Genomic DNA, 19,759 nt, shown 5'->3' with positions numbered 1-19,759 from the left:
ATTATTGATAAGGATTATGATATCATTCAGAATTTGTTTAAAAAACATTTTAATCTCAACATGTATGAAAACTAATATAAAAAACACGGCTGTAATAATGATAGGTTTATTATTAGGGCCCCTGTTTACATTTGCTCAAATCACGGAGAACGAATCAGCGCAAAACACGCAAGGTGCAGACATTGAGTTTGCGGCGAATGCTCAATCATCAAATTTATTTGAAATAGATGCCGCAAAGTTAGCGCTAGAGAAAAGTCAGGACAGTCAGGTACGAGAATATGCGCAACGTTTAATTACCGAAAGAGAAAAGCTATCTGAGCAGTACAATGGGTTGATTGCCCAGAAAAGCTGGCAGCTTCCAGAACTAGATAGACAGCTTTACAATAGTCAGCTAGAAACGCTCAATAACCTACAAGCAAATGATTTTGATGAACATTATTTACAGGCGAGCTTAAGTAATCATCAACAATCACTTTCACTTTTTCAAGACTTCTCAGCAAACGAATATGCCGATGCAGATTTGAAAAACATTCTTTCGGGACAAATAAGACCTTTAGAATCAAATATTGAATGGGTGAGCAATTACGAAAAAGATGCCGTCCAAGAAACAACGGATTCGGATATCAGATAATAGCAAGCTGTACAGGCTATAAAAATAAAAATGTACCCATAAGTTTCCTAGATGCTGCCTCAAAGAAAATGAGGTAGCATTTTTTATACACCTATACGAAAAGAATAAAATAAGCTATATTATGACTACATTCAGTTAAAAACAAAAAGGATAATCTCTTTCGAGACTACCCCTTTCTGTTGAGCAAGCAAATGGGAGATATCTGAATGCAGGTTTTTAAATATTTCAATCGCTAATCAGCGGGGAACAAAGACATGAAATAATCTTTAAAAAAGATAAAATATATCACCCCTAATATGCTTATAAGAAGTATAATAGTAATCAATATTCCGCGTGCTGCTGGTTTATCATCAGCTTGGTTAACTGCTGAGTCAGGTATTTCACTGCCTTTTTTATTTTTATATGTTTTCATCCTATTCTTTTTTATGGTGAATTACAGAGTCAATGTTATTATTCCATATGATTAACAGCATAGAACTATAAACCGACAACTCATTTAATAAACAAACGAGTTGAAGCAGAGTTGCCGATATTTTAAAAACAAGTATTTAACTCCTTATATCTATTCAGTCACCTGTATTTACACGTAAATACAGGCGTAAAAACACCCTATTATAAAATTTCAACAACCATTATAATCCTCACTTGTCCTTCTTACATAATTAAAAGAAAAGATCATGGAGAAAATCAAAAAAAATCAAACAGACACTCTTAATATGTTAATCGAGATTAACAATGACAGAATAGAGGGATATAAAGCAGCGATAGGCTTACTACCTAGCACAGCGAATATTACGATTAGGACAGCCTTTGAAGAATACAGAGATCAATCCATACAGTTTAATACGGAGCTTATACCTCTAGTTTTCCAAGATGGCGAATATCCAGAAGAAGGAACCCGAGCAAGCGGTAAACTATTCCGTATATGGATGGATATAAAGGCTATGATATCCCCCTCAACAACTAAATCTATTTTAGCCAGCTGCGAGCGCGGGGAAGAAGAACATGAGAAAGTATATTTCAAAGCATTAGATGGTGCGGAGAGTTTAAATGCAACAGTCCTTCTTATCCTAGAAAGTCAGTCCTTGATTCAAACAAAAGCTCATAATCATATCAAGCAACTAAATAGAGACTTCATCGAAGAGCCTCTTAGTTAGTTTTAAACAAGAAGACCATGACAAAGAACCACGGAAACCAAATAAAAGATGATGCAAAACACGAAGCATTAAGGCGTGAAGGGGCTAGTAAGGAGAAGGCTGCAAGAATCGCCAACAGCCCTGGAGCAAGTAAGCGCGGTGGGCAAGCAAGCCAACTCGTCGCACGAACTCGATTGGAATTATTAGACCAAGCAAAAAAAATAGGTATTATTGGTAGACATAGGATGTCCAAACAAGATTTGATAAAGGCGATAAAAGGTCATTAATAAATAGCACGACATTACATCTAAAAATTAAATTCAGGCCGACTAAAGTTTTATAGTCGGCCTGAAATATGGTTATTCTGTTGGATTTTGAATTTTCGGAGTAACGAGCTTCCTATAAATTCCAAACAGAAATAAAGATCCAGCGCATTGTCCTAATAAAACAGTGCTATTTCGATGTCCCATATACCTCAGTCCAGCGGCGAGCGCCAAAATACCAATCGAAGTACATAATAAAACGTTTCCAGAATTTGTCCGAACCACTTTCTTAATCTTTTTATCCAATTCTGTCGCTTGACATTTTTTGTCATTTTCTAAATTTTCCATATGTGTAATTTTTAATTTATTCTTTTAATTGCAGCTACGGTAATGGCCAAGAGATTTTAAAGACTATCCTTAGATACCATCGTAGTATCGGCATCCAAGGAATCGAGTCTCCCAAATTCCATTGCTGCTGCGTCATCCAAATTGTAGCGCACTTTATCTGATTCTGAAACTGGACTTGGTTCATAAGATTCTTGCTCGGTAGTTTGTTCAGATAGGCAAGAACTAAAAGCTAAAAGAACTAAGGTGCCTTGCCATAAGAAGATGTTTTTAAGTAGTTTCATAGGAGTATTCTTTACTTTTTAGAACAACTGGCTTTAAGAAAACGTTTAGGAAAAGGGAAGAACAAGTAAAAACACGGAGCAAATATGGATAAACATCAATTGAATCGTATTTTTCTAGCACTGAGCAAGTATTAAAACAAACTCATTGATTAAACTATAGCTTTAGCTGAGTTTAACACGTGTGTTAAATGCAATTAACCCTCAAAATCCCATTTAGCCTAATATTTCACAACCCTTTCACACCTTGGCTGTTCATTCTAAGAAAGTAAGCTTGTAAAAGACTATAAGCTTTAAAAAACTAAGAAAATGAAAATAGCCATAATAGGAACCTACCTTCCTCGTAAATGTGGTATTGCAACATTTACGCATGATTTGTATAAATCATTACATAACCTAATTCTAGATAAACCAGGTATTATCGCCATCTCAGATTCCAGCGAATCTATTTTCCCTAAGGAAGTTAAATTTATCATCAAAAAAGACGATTTGCAGGATTATCAAACCGCAGCGAAATTCATTAATGAGAATTACGATACCTGCATCATACAACACGAATACGGAATTTTTGGTGGAAACACAGGTTACTATATTGTGGAGCTTTTAAAAATGCTTCACATTCCAGTAATAACGAACCTCCATACTGTTCTTAAACATCCAACGCCTTCAGAGCGAACAGTCGTTCAGCAACTAGATATCTATAGTGATAAACTTACCGTTATGACACAATCAGCTATCGATATGCTCCTTTCTGGCTATTCACTATCAGATACAAAAATCAAAGTCATTCCTCATGGTATTCCCGAATTTACATTAAGTAAAATGGATGCCAAGGAAATGTTGAGTTTAAAGGGCACCAAGGTTATGCTAAGCTTTGGCTTCCTAGGTCCAAATAAAGGTTACGAAACTGCCATAGAGGCCGTAGCAAATGTAAAAGAAACCAATTTCGTTTACCTTATTCTAGGAACTACGCATCCAGATATTCTACGCAGAGATGGAGAAGAATATAGAACTCATTTAGAAAAAATGGTTATCGACTTAGGGCTAGAACAAAAAGTTCTATTTATTAATGAGTTTGCCACTGAAGAGCTTCTTTTGAGCTATTTAAAAGCTTGCGATATTTTTGTTAGCCCCTACCCCAATGAAAATCAAATCAGTAGTGGAACGCTCACCTTTGCACTTGGAGCAGGTTCTGCCGTAATTTCAACCCCATATTGGTATGCTTTAGACTTACTAGCTAAAGATAGAGGGCTATTATTTAATTTTGGAGATTCTGTTGGCTTAGCCCAATTAATTAACCTACTACTCAGCAATGAGAAATTACTTCAACGCTACAGTGCCAATGCGGCTAGATATGGTCAAAATATGCAATGGCCAAGGATTGGAATTAAACTACTAAAATTCATAGATGAAATCTTTGATGAAAAAGCGGTTACACAAACCATTCCTAGCCTATTTCCAGTAAACTACAAACAGCTTTCTTCTTAAACCACCAGCATAATGTCAAATAGAACAAGCAATACAAGAAAGTTGACTTATTATCAAGAGAATAAAAATCACGTTGATATGAGAACACTACAGAAATATATACCAGATTTCCCAAGACTCAATATAAACTACTTATCCAGGCTGACAAGCTCCGTTGGACTAATGCAACATGGGAAATATACATTACCAAATTACGAACATGGCTACTGTTTAGATGACAATTCAAGAGCTATGCTCCTGTTAACTATGGTAAACAGAGTTTCTCCCTCACCGAGATCAAAAGAGCTTCTAGGAACCTATCTCTCCTATATAAATTATATGCAGCTTGAAAATGGCAAGTTTAGGAATTTTCTATCCATGGATCATAAATTTCTAGATAGTGAAGGTACTGAAGACAGCTTTGGAAGAACGATTCAAGCCTTAGGCTTTAATCTTAAACATGATAAAGGTGGAGATTTCAATGAATTCATCCATGAAATCTTCCTAAAAGCTCTACCCCATTGTCGAGCATTAAACTCTATCCGCGCAGTAGCATACTGTCTATTAGGCCTTAGCGATTACTACCAATCGTATCCTGAAAATAAAAATGTGGAGACCTTAATTCAGGAACTAACTGAATTTCTGCTAAAAGAATATAAGCTAGCCAAAGATGGTGAATGGCATTGGTATGAACAAATAATAACCTATGACAATGCGATTATTCCACTTAGCCTACTCCGCAGTGCCACAGCTACAGGGCATTTAAGGGCAAGCTATGTCGCACAAGAAAGTATTGCATTTTTGGATAAATTACTTTTCAAACATGGATACCTATCCTTAATCGGTAATAAAGAGTGGTTGACAAAAGCTAGGTACTTCACACAGGAAATTACCTTAGAAACACAAGAATCAACGTACAGCTCAGGTCAGCAACCAATTGAGATACCATCGTTAATTCTTTTATACAAAGAGCTGTACATATTAACCAGCAATGCTTTCTACAAAAACCGTATGCTACATACCTTTGAATGGTTTTTTGGTAAAAATACGCTCGGGCTTACCTTGTATGACCCCATAAGTAAAGGGTGTTCAGATGGCCTGGATGAAAAATCGAAAAATAAAAACCAAGGTGCTGAAAGTGTTATTAGCTTTTGGTCAGCACACTTGTACATTAGCACTGCATTTAGTTAATTATCAATTACTTGTTAAAGCTTCAAGTAAATCATCCAAGCAAACAGTAGCATAAGTCGAGCAATAATCGGACATCGCATACGGAATAATCAAGTGTCCATTATGTATCAATTGCCCACATGAATAAACAACGTTCGGGACATACCCTTCTCTTTCTTGAGCATTGGGATACAAAAGAGGCTGATTTAATTTTCCGATTACTTTGCGAGGGTCTTCAAGATCTAAAAGTAACGCACCAATTGTGTACTCTCGCATAGCTCCTACGCTATGTGTGAGCACAAGCCAACCTTTGGATGTTTCTATCGGAGATCCACAGTTTCCTAGCTGAACAAACTCCCAAGGGTACTCTGGTTCTTTCAATAAAGTTGTTTCTTGATGCCAATTCACAATATCTTCTGAAAAGGCGATATAGTTACTCTCTCCGTCTACTCGACAAAGCATAGCATACTTTCCATTGATTTTTCTTGGAAAAAGAGCTGCTCCTTTATTTGCTATTTTACCGTTTATAGGTTGGACCTTGAAGTGAATAAAATCCTGAGTGGAAAGCAATTTAGGCAAAATTGTTAGGCCATCATATGCTGTATAGGTTGCGTAATAGATACTCTTTCCCTTTTCGTTTTGGAAGTGAACAAACCTTGCGTCTTCAATACCATTTTTCTCCGTATCAGAAATTGGAAAAATTACACGTTCCGAGATAGAGGTATCAAGGGAATAGGTAATTTCGTAATGAGATGATGCCAGCCATAAGATATGGCTCATTAATGTATGTCCGTCTAAATCTAGCTCTTGCTCTTGTTGTATTTCTTTGACATATCTCCTTAGCTCCTCATAGGTAAAACTACTTGAAAACTTAGCTTCAATAATAGCTAGCATGGAAGGATTCGTATAATGTATCTGTAAAAGCTTTTCTATGAAATCAGCCCTTTGGTACCGATAGCTCTTAAAGCGTTTGGGCTTTTCTAATAGTTTACCTAGTTCCTCCACGGAAAGGTTTAAATTGGCATCAATAATTCCGGATCTAAAAACTATCGAGGAGACATGTCCTTCTCCAGTCGCTCTAAAACTAATAATTACACGTTTTTCTCCATCTGCAAGTTGGCTCTGATCAGGTGATTCGACAATAGAAGGATTAAAAAATGCAGCAGCTTCAATAGAATACTCTTTCGTAAAATAAGCACCAATAATCAATTTATCCTCAGGCGTAATTAAGATATCCGTCAACTCTTCCCGGGCAAAGAGGTGCTCGATATGATGAAAGCTTTTTTCCCATACAGCAACAATACTACGGTGTCTATTGGAAAAATTACGAAGGAGTTGATTGAGTACATCCTTTTTTTGCTTCTTACTCATTGCATCTATCCTAAGGATAATTTTCACCATCCTATCGGGATCTAAATTAAAGTAACGGGCTAATACCCTTTTAGAATTAGGTTTAAAGAAACACTTTTTTCGTTGAATATGTAATGGCATAATCTCTTTATACATAGAACCAATAAATCATACAAAACGTTCACGCAAATAAAAACAAATCCATACATGCAATCCAACAGTCCTCTATATCCCCCCTCAGGTGTTTAACGCAGAAAAACACGTAGTTAACGGGACAACCATAACTTCAAATTCTGGTTCGTATAATACATATAAAAATACAAATGAATAGAAAAAATGAAACCGCAATCCACAAGCTAGGCCTTGTTATTGCTTTTATGGCTGAAAACAGCAATACTGAAAAAACTCAATCTAATGAAATCTTCCCTTCTCCGGATAGACAAGAGGTGCCTGAGGAGAATCCCGAAACAGAAAATGAAGATGTAGAGAACCTACCAGATGAGCATGAACAGCCAGACATCTTGCCTCTAGAGAGATCAAACCCTGATATTATCGAAAGGGAAGAAAACACGCCCCAGGAGAATCCCGAGATTGACCATCCCAATGAAGCTCCAGCACCAGAAGTTGAGGAGACTATTCCAGCGGTCGAGCAAGAGGAACCCATTACAACTTTAGATGAAAACATAGATAACGTTGAACAAGAAAACCGACAAGATCAGAAGAGGCCTTGGGGGGATGGTTTAGACAAAGTGTAAGGTGAGAATATTTTTATCAGAAAAAACCAGTACAATAAACAATCTAGCATTCATTACACACTATATTTTATCTTTCACAAAGGGACTACCATACTCCTTTGTGGAAGATAAAATTCCTTTACGTCTAATTTTAGGAGGAAATAAGGCGATTTAAATCCTTACTTAAAGCACTAAAATCAAGCTCAGCAATTGCATCGTAGTTATAATGCAAATTGTTATTCTTAATCAGCGAATTCCGGGGCTCGATATCTAAACTTAGCACCATACTTTTAGTTTCTAACGCTCTTGCAAAGTGGGAAGCTCCAGCAGAATTACTAATAAATACGCAAGCATTTTTCAATAAACAAGCGAACTGCCCGAGGTTTGTTCTACCTAGAAGATTTGTTGCATTAGCTGATTTAAGCCACTTCATAGGAGTAACAAGTTCATCCTCCGCTCCTCTACCTGTAAGAATTATTTCATAATTTTTTTCTTGTAGATACCGTGCTAATAATGAAAAATCATCAAAAGGACACCAATCATCGATGCCTCTACGAGCAATGTGAATTACTGCATATTTTTTGTTCAATAAATTTTCAAACAGACTAAATTCATCTATATCACCACTGTTGATTGGAAATTCCATTCTATAATCATCCTCCGTAACGACACATCCAATGTACCTAAGCAATTTGAGGTACCGATCAACTTCATACATACCATCAGGATACACCATCCATGAAGAATCAGCGGATAGCTCATCAGGACAAAAGCCGACGATTTGTTTTGCTTCACATCTCTTTAATAAATCATTAATTCCGCTTCCATTTCCGTATAGCTGTATTAAAAGATCGACCTTTAGTTCGCATATATCTTGAACAAACTCTTCTACATTGTCCAATGGAAAATTATCCTCAGATTCCAGCTTAGGAAATGAAAAAGGAATAAAATCACGGACAAACTTATAGCGCATAATAAATTCCTCCATACCTGGGCTTCCAATGACGTAAAGCTTCGCTTGAGGAAAGTTTTTTTTCACACATCGGATAGCAGGCATAGCACACAACATACTTCCTAATTCAAGTGGGCAAAAAATAGCTATTCTCATAATTCATGATTTTAAGATTTGGAAAACTAAGAATGATTTAAGATTTAACAGCTAATACTTCGAAACGTTGCCTATACTTAAAGAACAAGTATAAACTGAAGAGGACTAAAAATAAATACGGTTAAATGAAACTGATTTACAACAAAATGAAGCATAAAAACACCTGCATGCAATTGTATTTGTATCAAAAAAGATACAAATAACACGTGAAAGCACATCACTCCAAAGAAACAGCTTTATTATTGTGGTACCTTAATTTCATTAAAAATAAACAAAATGGATACTAAAGAAATTAATATCAAAATTAGCGAATGTGGTGTAATTCTAAAGAGCTTAGCCTATAAATTCACAAGAGATCCTGAAGATATCCAAGACTTGGTTCAGGAGACATTAATGCGTTCATTAAAATACATGGACCAGTTCTTTCAAAACCCTAAACTCATTTCATGGTTATATGTCATCATGAAAAACGTGTACATCAACCAATTTAGGCGCCAACAGCAAAAGTATGTATATGATAGCCATAAGAACCGAGAATATCATGACACGGGATATTTAGAGCCTACGAGCAACAATAATAGTGAAGGAGACTTTGTTATAAATGATGTGGATAAACTCTTAAACAATTTCCCTAAGGAGCATAAGGAGATGTTCTGCAAATTTATCGATGGATACAAGTATTCGGAGCTTTCTACAGAGTATAATACCCCTGAGGGAACAATAAAATCAAGAATACATTTCATTCGAAAAACCCTAAGAAGAAAATTAAGTAGGTTTAATTAAAAAATGTAGCCCGCAAACCAAAATGAGTAATGTTAAAACCACATCTTTTTAATTGAAGCAGAGCTTAAAAAATATTTTAAGTTCCGCTTCAATTGGTAAATATTGCTTTCTTTAAGTGCCTACAAAAGCCCCCCTGAAACAGAATCCTTTTCCATATGCGCACTATCGAGGATTACACTGTCTAAAGATTGGGGCGCAATCCAGTTCGTATCTACAGGATTCTGATGCTGGAGAGTATCTTGAGTATGCTCGGCGTTACGCGTATTTGTGCAGGATAATACAAGGCTTACACAAGCCAACAGGGGTAGAAGAAAATATCTAATCATAACCTATAAATTTAGCATTCAACATCCTTTATGTTGATATATGAACGAACAGAGTTCTAGCAGCTAAGGTTCAATAAAAGTATACTTCAAGTATTTTCATAAGCTATCCTCAGCATTTCCATTGATTTAAACCAGGTATAAATACCTCATTTTAAGTTTAGACTAACCTATCTCCCGCTCAGCTGTTCTCCTATAAAAAAGATATGAAACATGAAATCCCACAGCAGAATGAAGGGCGAGAAATGGATGCTTATGAAAGTGTAAATTTCACCGATGTAGCACAAGCTAATGAATTCTACGAAAAAGTACGCAGTAGGTTAATGAACATAAATAAATGGCATGAACTAGCGAAGCTGCCAATGGCGACATTTGTCTATTTAAATCCCCTAGGATTAGAAACTAGGGATAGCCCGAAGGTAGGCGGTTTTATTAGAATCGATATTCCTGGGCCAGGGCTTCCCAGCACAGACGGTTACGATTATGTTCGCATTGAAAATATTGATGAAAGCAAGGAGGAAAACTTTCAAGCATTAACAATTACCCTTCGTCCAAGTGATAACCCTGAACATCAAAGCGGCGAGGATACGCAGCATTTTTTCAAGAACATAGCGACTTCCACCCTCCAAATACAACGGGTTGATACAAACATTAATGCAAGCTATTATGGAAGAAACGAAGTCATAAACCTTGATGTAGATAGCGTTCCTGATAAAATTAGGAATTTAGTAATAGGTTTAGGAGCCAAGCTTGGCGCATCATTTCCTCAATGGAAATCTTTACTAAAGGGTGTTATTGATACTAATGAACTTGAAAGCGATCCTAGAAACTAAAAATCTGAATTAAATAAGGCTTCTATTCAAACAATAGAAGCCTTAACAATATCTTATAAAAGCAGGTTTTAAGTCCCATAGTATTTTAGCGCATTTCGGAATTCGCATCCTAGCTGCTCGACATAGCCTATTGAAGTTCTACTATCATCACTACTCAGAAAAACCAAGCCCCCAGCTGAGCAATCATGTATGGCTTTTCGAAGCGCTTCTTCTTCACTTGAAATAACTTCTACTAATTTTCCAGAGTCAATAGCGCGGATACCTTCCAACAAGAGCTTCGTGATTTCATCTTTAGAACGTCCTCTAGAGTCTTCATCATGACGAATTATTATCTGATCAAAAATTTCACTACAGAGCATACCTATTGAAATTATATCCTGATCTCTACGGTCTCCAGTTCCTGTGATAATTCCAATTTTATGTACAGCGGTCACCTTTGCTAGGTATTTTTTAAGCTCGATATATCCATGCACATTATGCGCATAATCAACTATTACCTTAACTTCATCTATAAGAAAATGATTCATCCTTCCAATATTCATTTCAGATGAAGGTAAAAAAGTACGTAAACCTAATAAGATCTGATTCATTGAAAACCCGGATGCTACTGCTGCCAACACGGCTGCCATACTATTTTGGATCATACAATCATATTTACCATCCATTGTAATAGGAATCTCAGCAACGGGTAATATTTTAACAACTTCTCCTTCTTGAACTAAGATCATCTCTCCGCTATCTATATAAGAAACCGTCCCATTGTTTTGCATGTGCGAGATTATTCGAGGATTATTTGCTGAAAGAGAAAAAAGGGCAAATTGAGCATTTGTTGAGTTGCGCATTTGATAAACATAATCATCATCAGCATTTAAAATCGTAATACCTTCTTCACGTGTAGCCTCTGGCAAAACTTGTTTCACTCTAGCTAGTTGTTCCATTGTATGTATTCCTTGATGGCCCAGGTGATCTTCAGAAAGGTTTGTTACGATACTAATATCACAATGATTAAATCCTAAGCCAGCACGTAATATCCCACCTCTAGCACACTCTAAAACAGCATATTCTATCGTAGGATCACAGAGAATACTTTTGGCACTTGCAGGTCCACTACAATCTCCATAACTAACACATTGTTGGTCAATAAATATTCCTTCGGTACTGCTGCAGCCGACAAGTAAGTTTGCCTTGGAGGCAATATGAGAGAGTAAGAACGCTGTAGTAGTTTTCCCATTAGTTCCTGTTATTCCAACTATAGGAATACGAACAGGCTCATCTTTAGGAAATAACATAGAGACAACGTGTTCTCCGACGTCTTGAACTTTTCCATGACTAGGACTCAGGTGCATCCTGAAACCTGGTGCTGCGTTAATTTCTAACACGCAAGCTCCTGAAGTCAAAAATGGCAATTGGATGTCAGGGGACATAACATCAATTCCACAGATATCAAGACCTACCAATCTTGCGGTACGCTCCATGAGTAGTTTCGTTTTTAACGGAACTATGTCTGTTACATCCTCCGCAGTTCCACCTGTAGAAAGATTGGCGGTATACTTAACTTTTAAAACCTCATATTTCAAAAGAATACTATCCATGGTTAAATTTTCATCCTGCAGCAAGGAGATTGTTTGTGCATCAACGACTATCTTAGTTAAAAAATTCTCATGGTCATCACCTCTTTTTGGATTTCTATTTTCTAGTTCTATCAATTCTTCTATAGTAGATTTACCATCTCCTGTAATACTAGCCACAGACCGCTTTGATACGGCGACAACTTTATAATTAACCACTAAAAACCTATAATCATCCCCGGTAATATAGCGTTCTACAATAGCATCTTTAGAAATTGTGAATGCCAGATCTAGGGCTTTCAGCGCTGTATTGCTATTTATTACATTCGTTGTAACGCCTCTACCATGATTCCCCGTTAAGGGCTTAATAACAAGCGGATAACCAAATTTAGCAATAGCCCTGTTTAATTCACTTTTCTTATTAACGAGCAGCCCTACAGGCACGGGAATGTTATTTAATTCCAGTAACTGCTTTACCCTTTGCTTGTCTTGAACCAATTCCACAGCAATCATACTCGTGGAATCCGCAACTGTAGCTTGGATTCGGCGCTGATACTTCCCATATCCAAACATAATATATGAATCCATATCTAATCGCGTAAAAGGAATTCCACGCTTAATAGCGGCATTAACAATGGATTGAGTACTTGGCCCCAAGAGTTCTTTAGAAGATTTCTTTCGTAATTCCTGTATACAAGCATCAATGTCGTAGGATGCATTTTCAGCTATACGCTTAACTAAATTAACGGCTGATTTAGCCGCATATAATCCTGCCTGAGGAACAACAAAAGAGAAAACAACATGATATTCACCGTGCTCACCAGTAGACCTTGTTCTTCCAAATCCACATTCCATCCCCGCTAATGACTGTAGCTCTAGAGCAACATGCTCTATCACGTGCCCCAGCCAAGTGCCTTGCTTCATCCGGCTTATAAAGCCACCTTCTTGTCCTTCTGAACATCTATGCGATTGTAATGAGGGGATTAAACGGACGAGATTTTCAACAAAGCCAGGTATTTTATCGCTTGGAAGATCTTCATATATACCTATATCCAGAGTCATTTGAATTAAGCTGGTTCTTTTAACGGACCAATAATTTGGTCCTGTTATAACGTTTAGTTTTCTAATTTTCATCTATAGTCCGTTAATATCTACTTTCAGCTAATACAAATCCTAGAGAGTTATCTGTCTCAACTTCTCTTAAGCCTAAATTGACTAATTTCACATCTGTAAAGCTATTACTGAACACTTGGATGCCAGAAAGGTTCAAATAACAATTCAGCACCCATAAGATATCGCATTAATACCCAAGATAAAATCAACCTAAATATGAATAGCTTCATTTTTTAAAAGAAAAATACGGCGATAAAAAACGTATAAATTGGATTGACGAGCTAAGTACGAAAAGTAGCAAAGCGCTATTATAATTTACTTTTACGACAAGCTTGGCTAAGCAATATGGATTCGTATAGGTTTTCGATAATTTCGATGGTTGCTTCTTTAATAATTTCTTCAGGACTACCCTTAAATATACATTTCTTGGCAAAATCAAAATCTGGGGATTGAATATTAATATACACTGTTCCAACAGGATTAGTAAGGCTGGTTACTGCGCTTTCATAGGCAAATCCGGTCACGGCAATGGCTACCTCTGGATTATAGATATGCTGAAGCCCTTTAATCAATTCTGCTGTAACCTGAGCTGAAACACCACCATAGCGATCCAAAAGATTAGGGTCAACCTTTAGCGATTCTATTTTCATATTATCATGATAACAGACTATGGAACCAAGGAAATAATCCCCCGATTTCCTCAATAAACTTATTACGGAGGCTACATATCCTGCAGTCATACTTTCTGCCAGTACTAACTTCATTTTGTTAGCCGATAAATAGGCATCACATAGGCCTAGCTTTTGAGAACTCAGTTCCATATCCTGCTGATTTATTCCTTGCTGCGGAAATTTCTATCCGCAGCATAAGGAAGAGTGTTTATTTATTGAGGTCTAGTGTTAGATGTATCGGTCCTATTACTATCAATGGGTAATGCCATGGTATCTGCTTCATTAAGATTGTAACGAGACTCTTCTCCATTTGTTGGAGGAAGTGTTGAAGGCTGTCCTTTATTGTTGTCAGGATTATTGCAAGATACAGCGGTATACATTAAACTAATAAATGCGATTGATGTTATTATTTTGCAAGTTTTCATATGCTATTATTTTAGTGTTAAATCAATTAATATAATAACAGCTAGCGCTCAGATATGGTTCACATAAAAACATATAATACGAAGAAATACAGCAAATAAAGTATTTATACCTAATGATAACATTTGCCGTAAAATGACCTCAAAACGAGCTAAAAAATAAGTACCTGTCCGCTGAAATCATCATCAGCCATATACAGTAGCGCATCATCAATAAGTAACAGGTTTTGTTCCTCGAAGCGAATCATTCTATATTGAAATTCATTAAGGAACTGCACAAGGTTTACTTTATCAGGGATCCAGCTAGGGTTATCACTATCAATAAGAGAGGCAGATGTAAGAACATTGTACCCTTTTTCTTTTAATCTTAGTAACGTCGTATGATTGAGTCTTACAAACACCATAAAAACTTATATTAACTATTTTTTCACCCTTCTCGCTGTTCCAGTAAACTTTAATTCATAAATCAGAAGGGGACCATCTACAGCCCCCTTCTAACCTATCCTTATAACTGCAAAATGGAATCAACTATTAATCGGTATTCAGATTAGATTTGCGCACTGCAATCTCTGTCAAAAGCTTATCCGTTGCTTTTTCTTCATCTAATGTTTCTTGCAATAGGCCTTCCACTTCTGTATGTCCCATCAGTGATGCATAAGTAGCAAGAGTACCATAAGTTGCAATCTCATAATGTTCTACTTTTTGAGCAGCAGCAATTAATGCGGCATCTTTTGCGGGATCACCATCAAAATTCTCGATGATTTCTTCCGCTTCTGCCAATAATCCCTGCATCGCTTTACACGTTTTTGCTCGTGCAGGAACACCTAGATGTTCAAATACTTGTTTTAACTTATCGATATGCCCTTGGGTTTGCTCTCGATGTGTGCTGAAAGCATCCTTAAGCTCCTTCCCTACGGCTTCTTGCTGCATTTTTTTTAATGCGCCTAAAAGTTGCTTTTCAGCACTAAGCACATCTTTAAGCTCGTCAATAAACAATTCATGTAAATGATTATTGGGCATTTCTTTTTTTTGATTATTCGCCATGATATAAATATTAAGGGTTTGTGATTTCTAAAATTGAAGATGATAGGTTAAAATTCTTGAAGAAGATTAAGTAAACCATAGATTATACTAGGATAGAAATAGCTACAATTAAGATGATTCTTCTTACAGCGTGCCTGCCAAGGGACTCATCCATGATTAATGGAGGCACTTTTTCCCCTTTGTTTCTTGCGCTAATTTTATTTTCCATCGTATTTAAATCGTAATCTCTCCACCAGTAACAGGGATCGTTGCTCCCGAGATGTAAGAGGCTTGCGGTGAAGCAAGAAACACATATACAGGTGCTAGTTCCGCAGGTTGAGCAGGTCTTCCCATTGGGCTTTTACTTCCGAAGCCTTCATGATCAGGGATTGTACTTGGGATTAATGGTGTCCAGACCGGGCCAGGAGCTACCGCATTAACCCGAATTCCTTTCCCCTCTTCTAAAAACTTCTTAGCCAAGCTTGCTGTAAAATTTTGTATTGCAGCTTTAGAAGCTGCGTATGGAATTAAAGATGGATTAGGGGTATATGCATTCACCGAAGTGGTATTGATGATAGATCCCCCTGTAGGGATATGGGCTAGTGCGTGCTTAACTAAGTAAAACATGGCACTCAGATTTGTTTCAAAAGTTTTGTTCCATTCCAGAGCCGAAATATCTTCAAGGTTATCATACGACATTTGATAAGCTGCATTATTAATGAGGATATCAATTCGTCCAAATTCAGCAACAGTTTCCTCAATCATGAAACGGCAAAACTCTTCGCTTCGGATATCTCCAGGAAGTAATGCGCCCTTGCTACCAGCTTTTTCAATCCAGGCCAGTGTGTTCAGCGCATCAGCATCCTCGATACTATCTTTATAGCCTATCACAACATGAGCTCCCTCACGAGCCATTGCTATGGCGACGGCCTTACCAATTCCAGAGTCCCCACCAGTTATTAAAACGATTTTATCTTTAAGTAGATTATTACCAACATAGGTCTCCTCTCCATGATCAGGAATAGGATCCATAATACTTTCTACACCTGGCGGCACTTGCTTTTGTGTCTCAAATGGTGGCATTTTATAGTTCTGTGATTCTTTACTTGTCATGACTCAATTCCTTATTTTATAGTACACTTATATCTATATGCAGTCTAGACTAACAATTGGCAAACCTGCGTATCATTATTCCAGAAACTTTTCAATAGAACGTACACCGACGCGTTAGGTTGGCTTTTTTTCTAAATACAGTATTTCTCGCATAAGCTGAATTTATACGTGCTTGTATACTGCTTAATACCTAGCATCATAATTCGTGGATCTATAACAAACAACGTAATCTTACGTTGAAGCATTTCTCATTTTTTATTTAGTAATAAAGGGAAAAAACTACCATTGATTTTCCTATTTGTCTAGCCTTTGATTTATAGCTAGGCTATAATTTTGTTTCCATAAATATTTCAATTAAAACGACGTTACAGATGTTAAACAAAATCAATTTAGAGGCTTTGAATAAATATAAAAAGCTAATAACAACGAAGCCAGAGGAGGCAATTGCGAAAATGGGCGTTACCGCTAATTGGAAAGGCGGTGTTAATACAGAAATTACCACACATCCAAAAAGTGTAGGCTCAGCACAAATTGAACAAACATTTAAGTATATAATTGGAGAGCCTGAAGAGCTCTTGGGAGATAACCAGCATCCTAACCCTCAGGATTACATTTTAGGGGGCCTAGCCGGCTGTATGATGGTTGGCTTTGTGGCTAGTGCTAGCGCAAAAGGCATTTCCTTAGATAGCGTACGTTTAGAAATTATAGGTCAACTAGATTTAAGAGGTTTTCTAGAGATTGACCCCGCAGTTTCTGTTGGATTTGAAAACTTGCAATTTAACTTTGTTGTAGAAGGCAATGCTACACAAGAAGATTACAAGGCTATTATTGAGCATGTACGTAAAATATCGCCTGGCTATCGTACAATTGCTGATCCAGTTCAGATTACTATCAACGAAAACTTGTAAAGCATTTTAAACAAGAGCGATACTCGTTGTGTAGCTTGGTGACACTAAAGTTGCTTTGCTACTTTTTGAGCAGCTACTAAAGCTCCTTCCATGTATCCACTGTATGCACTTGAGGTTTCTGTACCACAAAAGAATAATTTGCCATTCATCTGAGCATCGTGCAAAAATGGATGGCCATTATTCTGATGTGGACGTTGGATTTCTGGTGTGCCTTGAATAATAAATTCAGCTGTCCAAACTTTATCATAGTAGGTTGATGGTTTTGCTGCCTGTTCACCAAACAAACTTACAAGTTGTTTAAGAACCAATTCTTTTCGTACGGGCTCACTATAAGATTTAGCTGCCGCACTAAGAAAACCAGTAAAACCATATTTGGACACTTCATAATTCGTATGATCATACATTTCGGTAATAATACCGGCGTGACTAAACAACATTCCAGAGTAACCATTATGACGCCAAAAGGGATCGCTATATTCGAGCGTAAACTTGATTGCTCCGGCCATCCAGGTCTGTACAGTAGCTAACAAATCCATCAATGAGGGTGATAAGCTTGGTACAAAACTTATTGTGGAAGATACCAATTGAGTAGGCATGCAAATAACGACTTTATCAGCATGATATTCTTTACCACCCTTTGTTTTTAACACCAGCTGATTTGCAATTTCTTCGACCTGAATGACCTTATCATTTAATTTTATCTGATTGGGTCTTAATTTTGACTTTAGCGCATCAATTAAAGTCCCAGTACCACCTTCCATGCGATAAGATGGTGATTCTGATTCTGGCACATAGAACTCTTGCGCAGGAGCAAATGATTTGGTTTCAAACAGAGATATACCTTGTGAGAACTGTGGGAATTTTCTAAGGCCTAATTCATTAATCAATTTAAGTAAATTTACATGCAAATCTGAAAACCAAGTAGCGCCCAGTTCCAAAGGAGTATCCAAACTCCCCTTTACGGTATGTATCCTTCCTCCAAGACGAGAAGAACCCTCCAAAACAAGACATTCGATGTCTCTCTGTTTTAATAAATAGCTTAAATAGAGCCCTGTTAAGCCCCCACCAATTACCACAATTTTTATCATGTTGCAAATGTGACTATTTCAAAAAAAGAGAACCTGGTATATTTTGGAAAAAATAAGGTAATTATCGGAATCCACACCTACTAAGCGAACAAATTTTAATATTTTAGTATACAACTGCTTTTATTTACATCAGTTTACTCGTTAATCAATATGGTTTAATTAGTTAATTATTCCTTGCAAATCGGCATCATAATTTATGGAGATGAAAAGAAAAAATGCGCTACCTATAAACGAATACCATCTTAATGCCAATCAACCGGCCAAGGCCCAGTTTGCAATTTATGATTTAGAGCCGTATTTAAAAGAACATGGAGAACATGCATCAATACCACATATACACAGCTTTTATCAAGTTATTTGGTTTAAGTCAGGTAATGGAAAGCATTTTGTAGATTTTAAAGAATATGATGTTATAGCGAATTCCATATTTTTCATCAGTAAAGATCAGGTACACTATTTTGATAAAAACAAACACTACTCAGGTGTTTTATTACATTTTAACGAGTCCTTTTTAGTACAAAAAAATAGTGAGGTTGAATTTTTCTTAAAATTTAATCTCTTCAATAATCCTTATCAGCTTCCATCCTGCTGTATAGCAAGTGATGTAAACCAGACCTTAGATGGATATCTAAAATTAATGGATATAGAACTAAAAAATGGAAACAACTTTGGCCATGAGGAATTGCTACGTATCTACCTAAAAGCCTTTTTAATACAAGTCCAAAGGCGTAAGGAGGAATTTGAGAAACAAACAGTACAAGAACCCTTTACAAGAAATGATAAGCGATTGCAACTGCTAAAATTCATAAATCTTATAAACGAAAACTATAAAAAGGGACTAACCGTTCTGGAGTATGCCCAACAGATGTTCATTTCATCACGTACTTTATCTGATCTTACGAACCAACTGCTGGGAAAAAATCCATCACAGATGATTCAAGAGCGAATTGTTTTAGAGGCCAAACGTTTGTTATTACATTCAGAAATGAACGTTAATCAGGTTGCCTATCGTCTAGGCTTCGATGATGCTTCTTATTTTGTAAAATATTTTAAAAAACATACCCAAGTCTCTCCTACAGAATTTAGAAAATCCATAGGGTAAACTATTGATTACTTTCCCTTAAACTTTCAACGTTTCTCTGGAACTAGTATACTTCAAAAACATCTCCTTGATACGCTAGCGGATTAACATTTCCGTTAGTTCAATTAGGTATACAAATCCTCACAGGACACCTTACTTAGGATAAAACGAACTCATTAAAGAGTCCTAAGTATAGCTAGCTTCCGATATCTACCAGTCCTTTTCCATTTCTTCCATTTTATGCTAATTGAGTATATGCGAACTTTGCATTATCAAATTTAACATACTATACAGCAACGTATTATTCACTAAAATTTTAAAAAAATGTCAAGAGCATATCTACAAATC

The 19,759-nt window shown here is 36.6% G+C and carries 21 protein-coding genes; 10 read left to right on the top strand and 11 right to left on the bottom strand.

Annotated features, from left to right (window positions below):
- Window positions 1-64: 64 nt before the first annotated feature.
- Window positions 65-631 (top strand): DUF4142 domain-containing protein, encoded by a 567-nt coding sequence (locus WH223_RS17800; RefSeq protein WP_340049194.1) that lies wholly within the window; start codon window positions 65-67, stop codon window positions 629-631.
- A gap of 232 nt (window positions 632-863) precedes the next feature.
- Here WH223_RS17800 and WH223_RS17795 read toward each other — a convergent pair whose 3' ends face one another.
- Entirely contained in the window at window positions 864-1,043 is a 180-nt protein-coding gene (locus WH223_RS17795) for a hypothetical protein (protein WP_340049193.1), read from the bottom strand.
- A 265-nt stretch (window positions 1,044-1,308) separates the two neighbouring features.
- Here WH223_RS17795 and WH223_RS17790 point away from each other — a divergent pair, with 265 nt between their 5' ends.
- Window positions 1,309-1,788 (top strand): PA2169 family four-helix-bundle protein, encoded by a 480-nt coding sequence (locus WH223_RS17790; protein WP_340049192.1) that lies wholly within the window; start codon window positions 1,309-1,311, stop codon window positions 1,786-1,788.
- Window positions 1,789-1,805: 17 nt separating this feature from the next.
- Window positions 1,806-2,054 (top strand): DUF7218 family protein, encoded by a 249-nt coding sequence (locus WH223_RS17785; protein ID WP_340049191.1) that lies wholly within the window; start codon window positions 1,806-1,808, stop codon window positions 2,052-2,054.
- A 72-nt stretch (window positions 2,055-2,126) separates the two neighbouring features.
- Here the strand turns inward: WH223_RS17785 and WH223_RS17780 are convergent, their stop codons facing one another.
- Together WH223_RS17780 and WH223_RS17775 are read right to left on the bottom strand one after the other, a co-directional pair.
- On the bottom strand, window positions 2,127-2,378 hold the full coding sequence (locus WH223_RS17780) for a hypothetical protein (RefSeq protein ID WP_340049190.1): 252 nt from the start codon (window positions 2,376-2,378) through the stop codon (window positions 2,127-2,129).
- Window positions 2,379-2,434: 56 nt separating this feature from the next.
- Window positions 2,435-2,659, bottom strand: a complete 225-nt coding sequence (locus tag WH223_RS17775) for a hypothetical protein (protein ID WP_340049188.1) — start codon at window positions 2,657-2,659, stop codon at window positions 2,435-2,437.
- A gap of 306 nt (window positions 2,660-2,965) precedes the next feature.
- Between WH223_RS17775 and WH223_RS17770 the strand changes: the two genes are divergently transcribed.
- Together WH223_RS17770 and WH223_RS17765 are read left to right on the top strand one after the other, a co-directional pair.
- Window positions 2,966-4,144, top strand: coding sequence for a glycosyltransferase family 4 protein (locus WH223_RS17770; protein ID WP_340049187.1), 1,179 nt, complete (start codon window positions 2,966-2,968; stop codon window positions 4,142-4,144).
- A 78-nt stretch (window positions 4,145-4,222) separates the two neighbouring features.
- Complete coding sequence (locus WH223_RS17765; protein ID WP_340049186.1) at window positions 4,223-5,314, top strand: hypothetical protein; 1,092 nt, start codon at window positions 4,223-4,225, stop codon at window positions 5,312-5,314.
- Window positions 5,315-5,317: 3 nt separating this feature from the next.
- Here the strand turns inward: WH223_RS17765 and WH223_RS17760 are convergent, their stop codons facing one another.
- On the bottom strand, window positions 5,318-6,799 hold the full coding sequence (locus WH223_RS17760; RefSeq protein WP_340049185.1) for a glycoside hydrolase family 130 protein: 1,482 nt from the start codon (window positions 6,797-6,799) through the stop codon (window positions 5,318-5,320).
- A gap of 167 nt (window positions 6,800-6,966) precedes the next feature.
- Between WH223_RS17760 and WH223_RS17755 the strand changes: the two genes are divergently transcribed.
- The gene (locus WH223_RS17755; RefSeq protein ID WP_340049183.1) at window positions 6,967-7,398 is read left to right on the top strand and encodes a hypothetical protein; all 432 of its coding nucleotides are present in this window, start codon (window positions 6,967-6,969) and stop codon (window positions 7,396-7,398) included.
- Window positions 7,399-7,528: 130 nt separating this feature from the next.
- Here the strand turns inward: WH223_RS17755 and WH223_RS17750 are convergent, their stop codons facing one another.
- Window positions 7,529-8,485 (bottom strand): glycosyltransferase family 9 protein, encoded by a 957-nt coding sequence (locus tag WH223_RS17750; protein WP_340049182.1) that lies wholly within the window; start codon window positions 8,483-8,485, stop codon window positions 7,529-7,531.
- Window positions 8,486-8,761: 276 nt separating this feature from the next.
- Between WH223_RS17750 and WH223_RS17745 the strand changes: the two genes are divergently transcribed.
- The gene (locus WH223_RS17745) at window positions 8,762-9,268 is read left to right on the top strand and encodes an RNA polymerase sigma factor (RefSeq protein WP_340049181.1); all 507 of its coding nucleotides are present in this window, start codon (window positions 8,762-8,764) and stop codon (window positions 9,266-9,268) included.
- Between the two features lie 529 nt (window positions 9,269-9,797).
- Complete coding sequence (locus WH223_RS17740) at window positions 9,798-10,424, top strand: hypothetical protein (protein ID WP_340049180.1); 627 nt, start codon at window positions 9,798-9,800, stop codon at window positions 10,422-10,424.
- A gap of 68 nt (window positions 10,425-10,492) precedes the next feature.
- Here WH223_RS17740 and cphA read toward each other — a convergent pair whose 3' ends face one another.
- The 5 genes from cphA to WH223_RS17715 form a co-directional block, all read right to left on the bottom strand.
- Entirely contained in the window at window positions 10,493-13,126 is a 2,634-nt protein-coding gene (gene cphA / locus WH223_RS17735) for a cyanophycin synthetase (protein WP_340049179.1), read from the bottom strand.
- Window positions 13,127-13,413: 287 nt separating this feature from the next.
- On the bottom strand, window positions 13,414-13,926 hold the full coding sequence (locus tag WH223_RS17730; protein WP_340049178.1) for a CinA family protein: 513 nt from the start codon (window positions 13,924-13,926) through the stop codon (window positions 13,414-13,416).
- A gap of 424 nt (window positions 13,927-14,350) precedes the next feature.
- Window positions 14,351-14,602: a hypothetical protein gene (locus WH223_RS17725; protein ID WP_340049177.1), complete on the bottom strand. Its 252-nt coding sequence runs from the start codon at window positions 14,600-14,602 to the stop codon at window positions 14,351-14,353.
- Window positions 14,603-14,729: 127 nt separating this feature from the next.
- Window positions 14,730-15,242: a ferritin-like domain-containing protein gene (locus tag WH223_RS17720; RefSeq protein ID WP_340049176.1), complete on the bottom strand. Its 513-nt coding sequence runs from the start codon at window positions 15,240-15,242 to the stop codon at window positions 14,730-14,732.
- Window positions 15,243-15,455: 213 nt separating this feature from the next.
- Window positions 15,456-16,334, bottom strand: a complete 879-nt coding sequence (locus WH223_RS17715; RefSeq protein WP_340049175.1) for an SDR family oxidoreductase — start codon at window positions 16,332-16,334, stop codon at window positions 15,456-15,458.
- 371 nt (window positions 16,335-16,705) lie between these two features.
- Here WH223_RS17715 and WH223_RS17710 point away from each other — a divergent pair, with 371 nt between their 5' ends.
- Entirely contained in the window at window positions 16,706-17,242 is a 537-nt protein-coding gene (locus WH223_RS17710; RefSeq protein WP_340049174.1) for an OsmC family protein, read from the top strand.
- A 44-nt stretch (window positions 17,243-17,286) separates the two neighbouring features.
- Here the strand turns inward: WH223_RS17710 and WH223_RS17705 are convergent, their stop codons facing one another.
- Window positions 17,287-18,330: a flavin monoamine oxidase family protein gene (locus WH223_RS17705; RefSeq protein WP_340049173.1), complete on the bottom strand. Its 1,044-nt coding sequence runs from the start codon at window positions 18,328-18,330 to the stop codon at window positions 17,287-17,289.
- Window positions 18,331-18,532: 202 nt separating this feature from the next.
- Here WH223_RS17705 and WH223_RS17700 point away from each other — a divergent pair, with 202 nt between their 5' ends.
- Window positions 18,533-19,432, top strand: a complete 900-nt coding sequence (locus tag WH223_RS17700; protein WP_340049172.1) for an AraC family transcriptional regulator — start codon at window positions 18,533-18,535, stop codon at window positions 19,430-19,432.
- The last annotated feature ends 327 nt before the right edge of the window (window positions 19,433-19,759 follow it).

It is taken from the genome of Sphingobacterium sp. MYb382, from assembly GCF_037572665.1.
Classification (GTDB): domain Bacteria; phylum Bacteroidota; class Bacteroidia; order Sphingobacteriales; family Sphingobacteriaceae; genus Sphingobacterium.
Note: the sequence above shows the minus strand (reverse complement) of the source record. Positions and strands in the feature narration are given on the sequence as shown.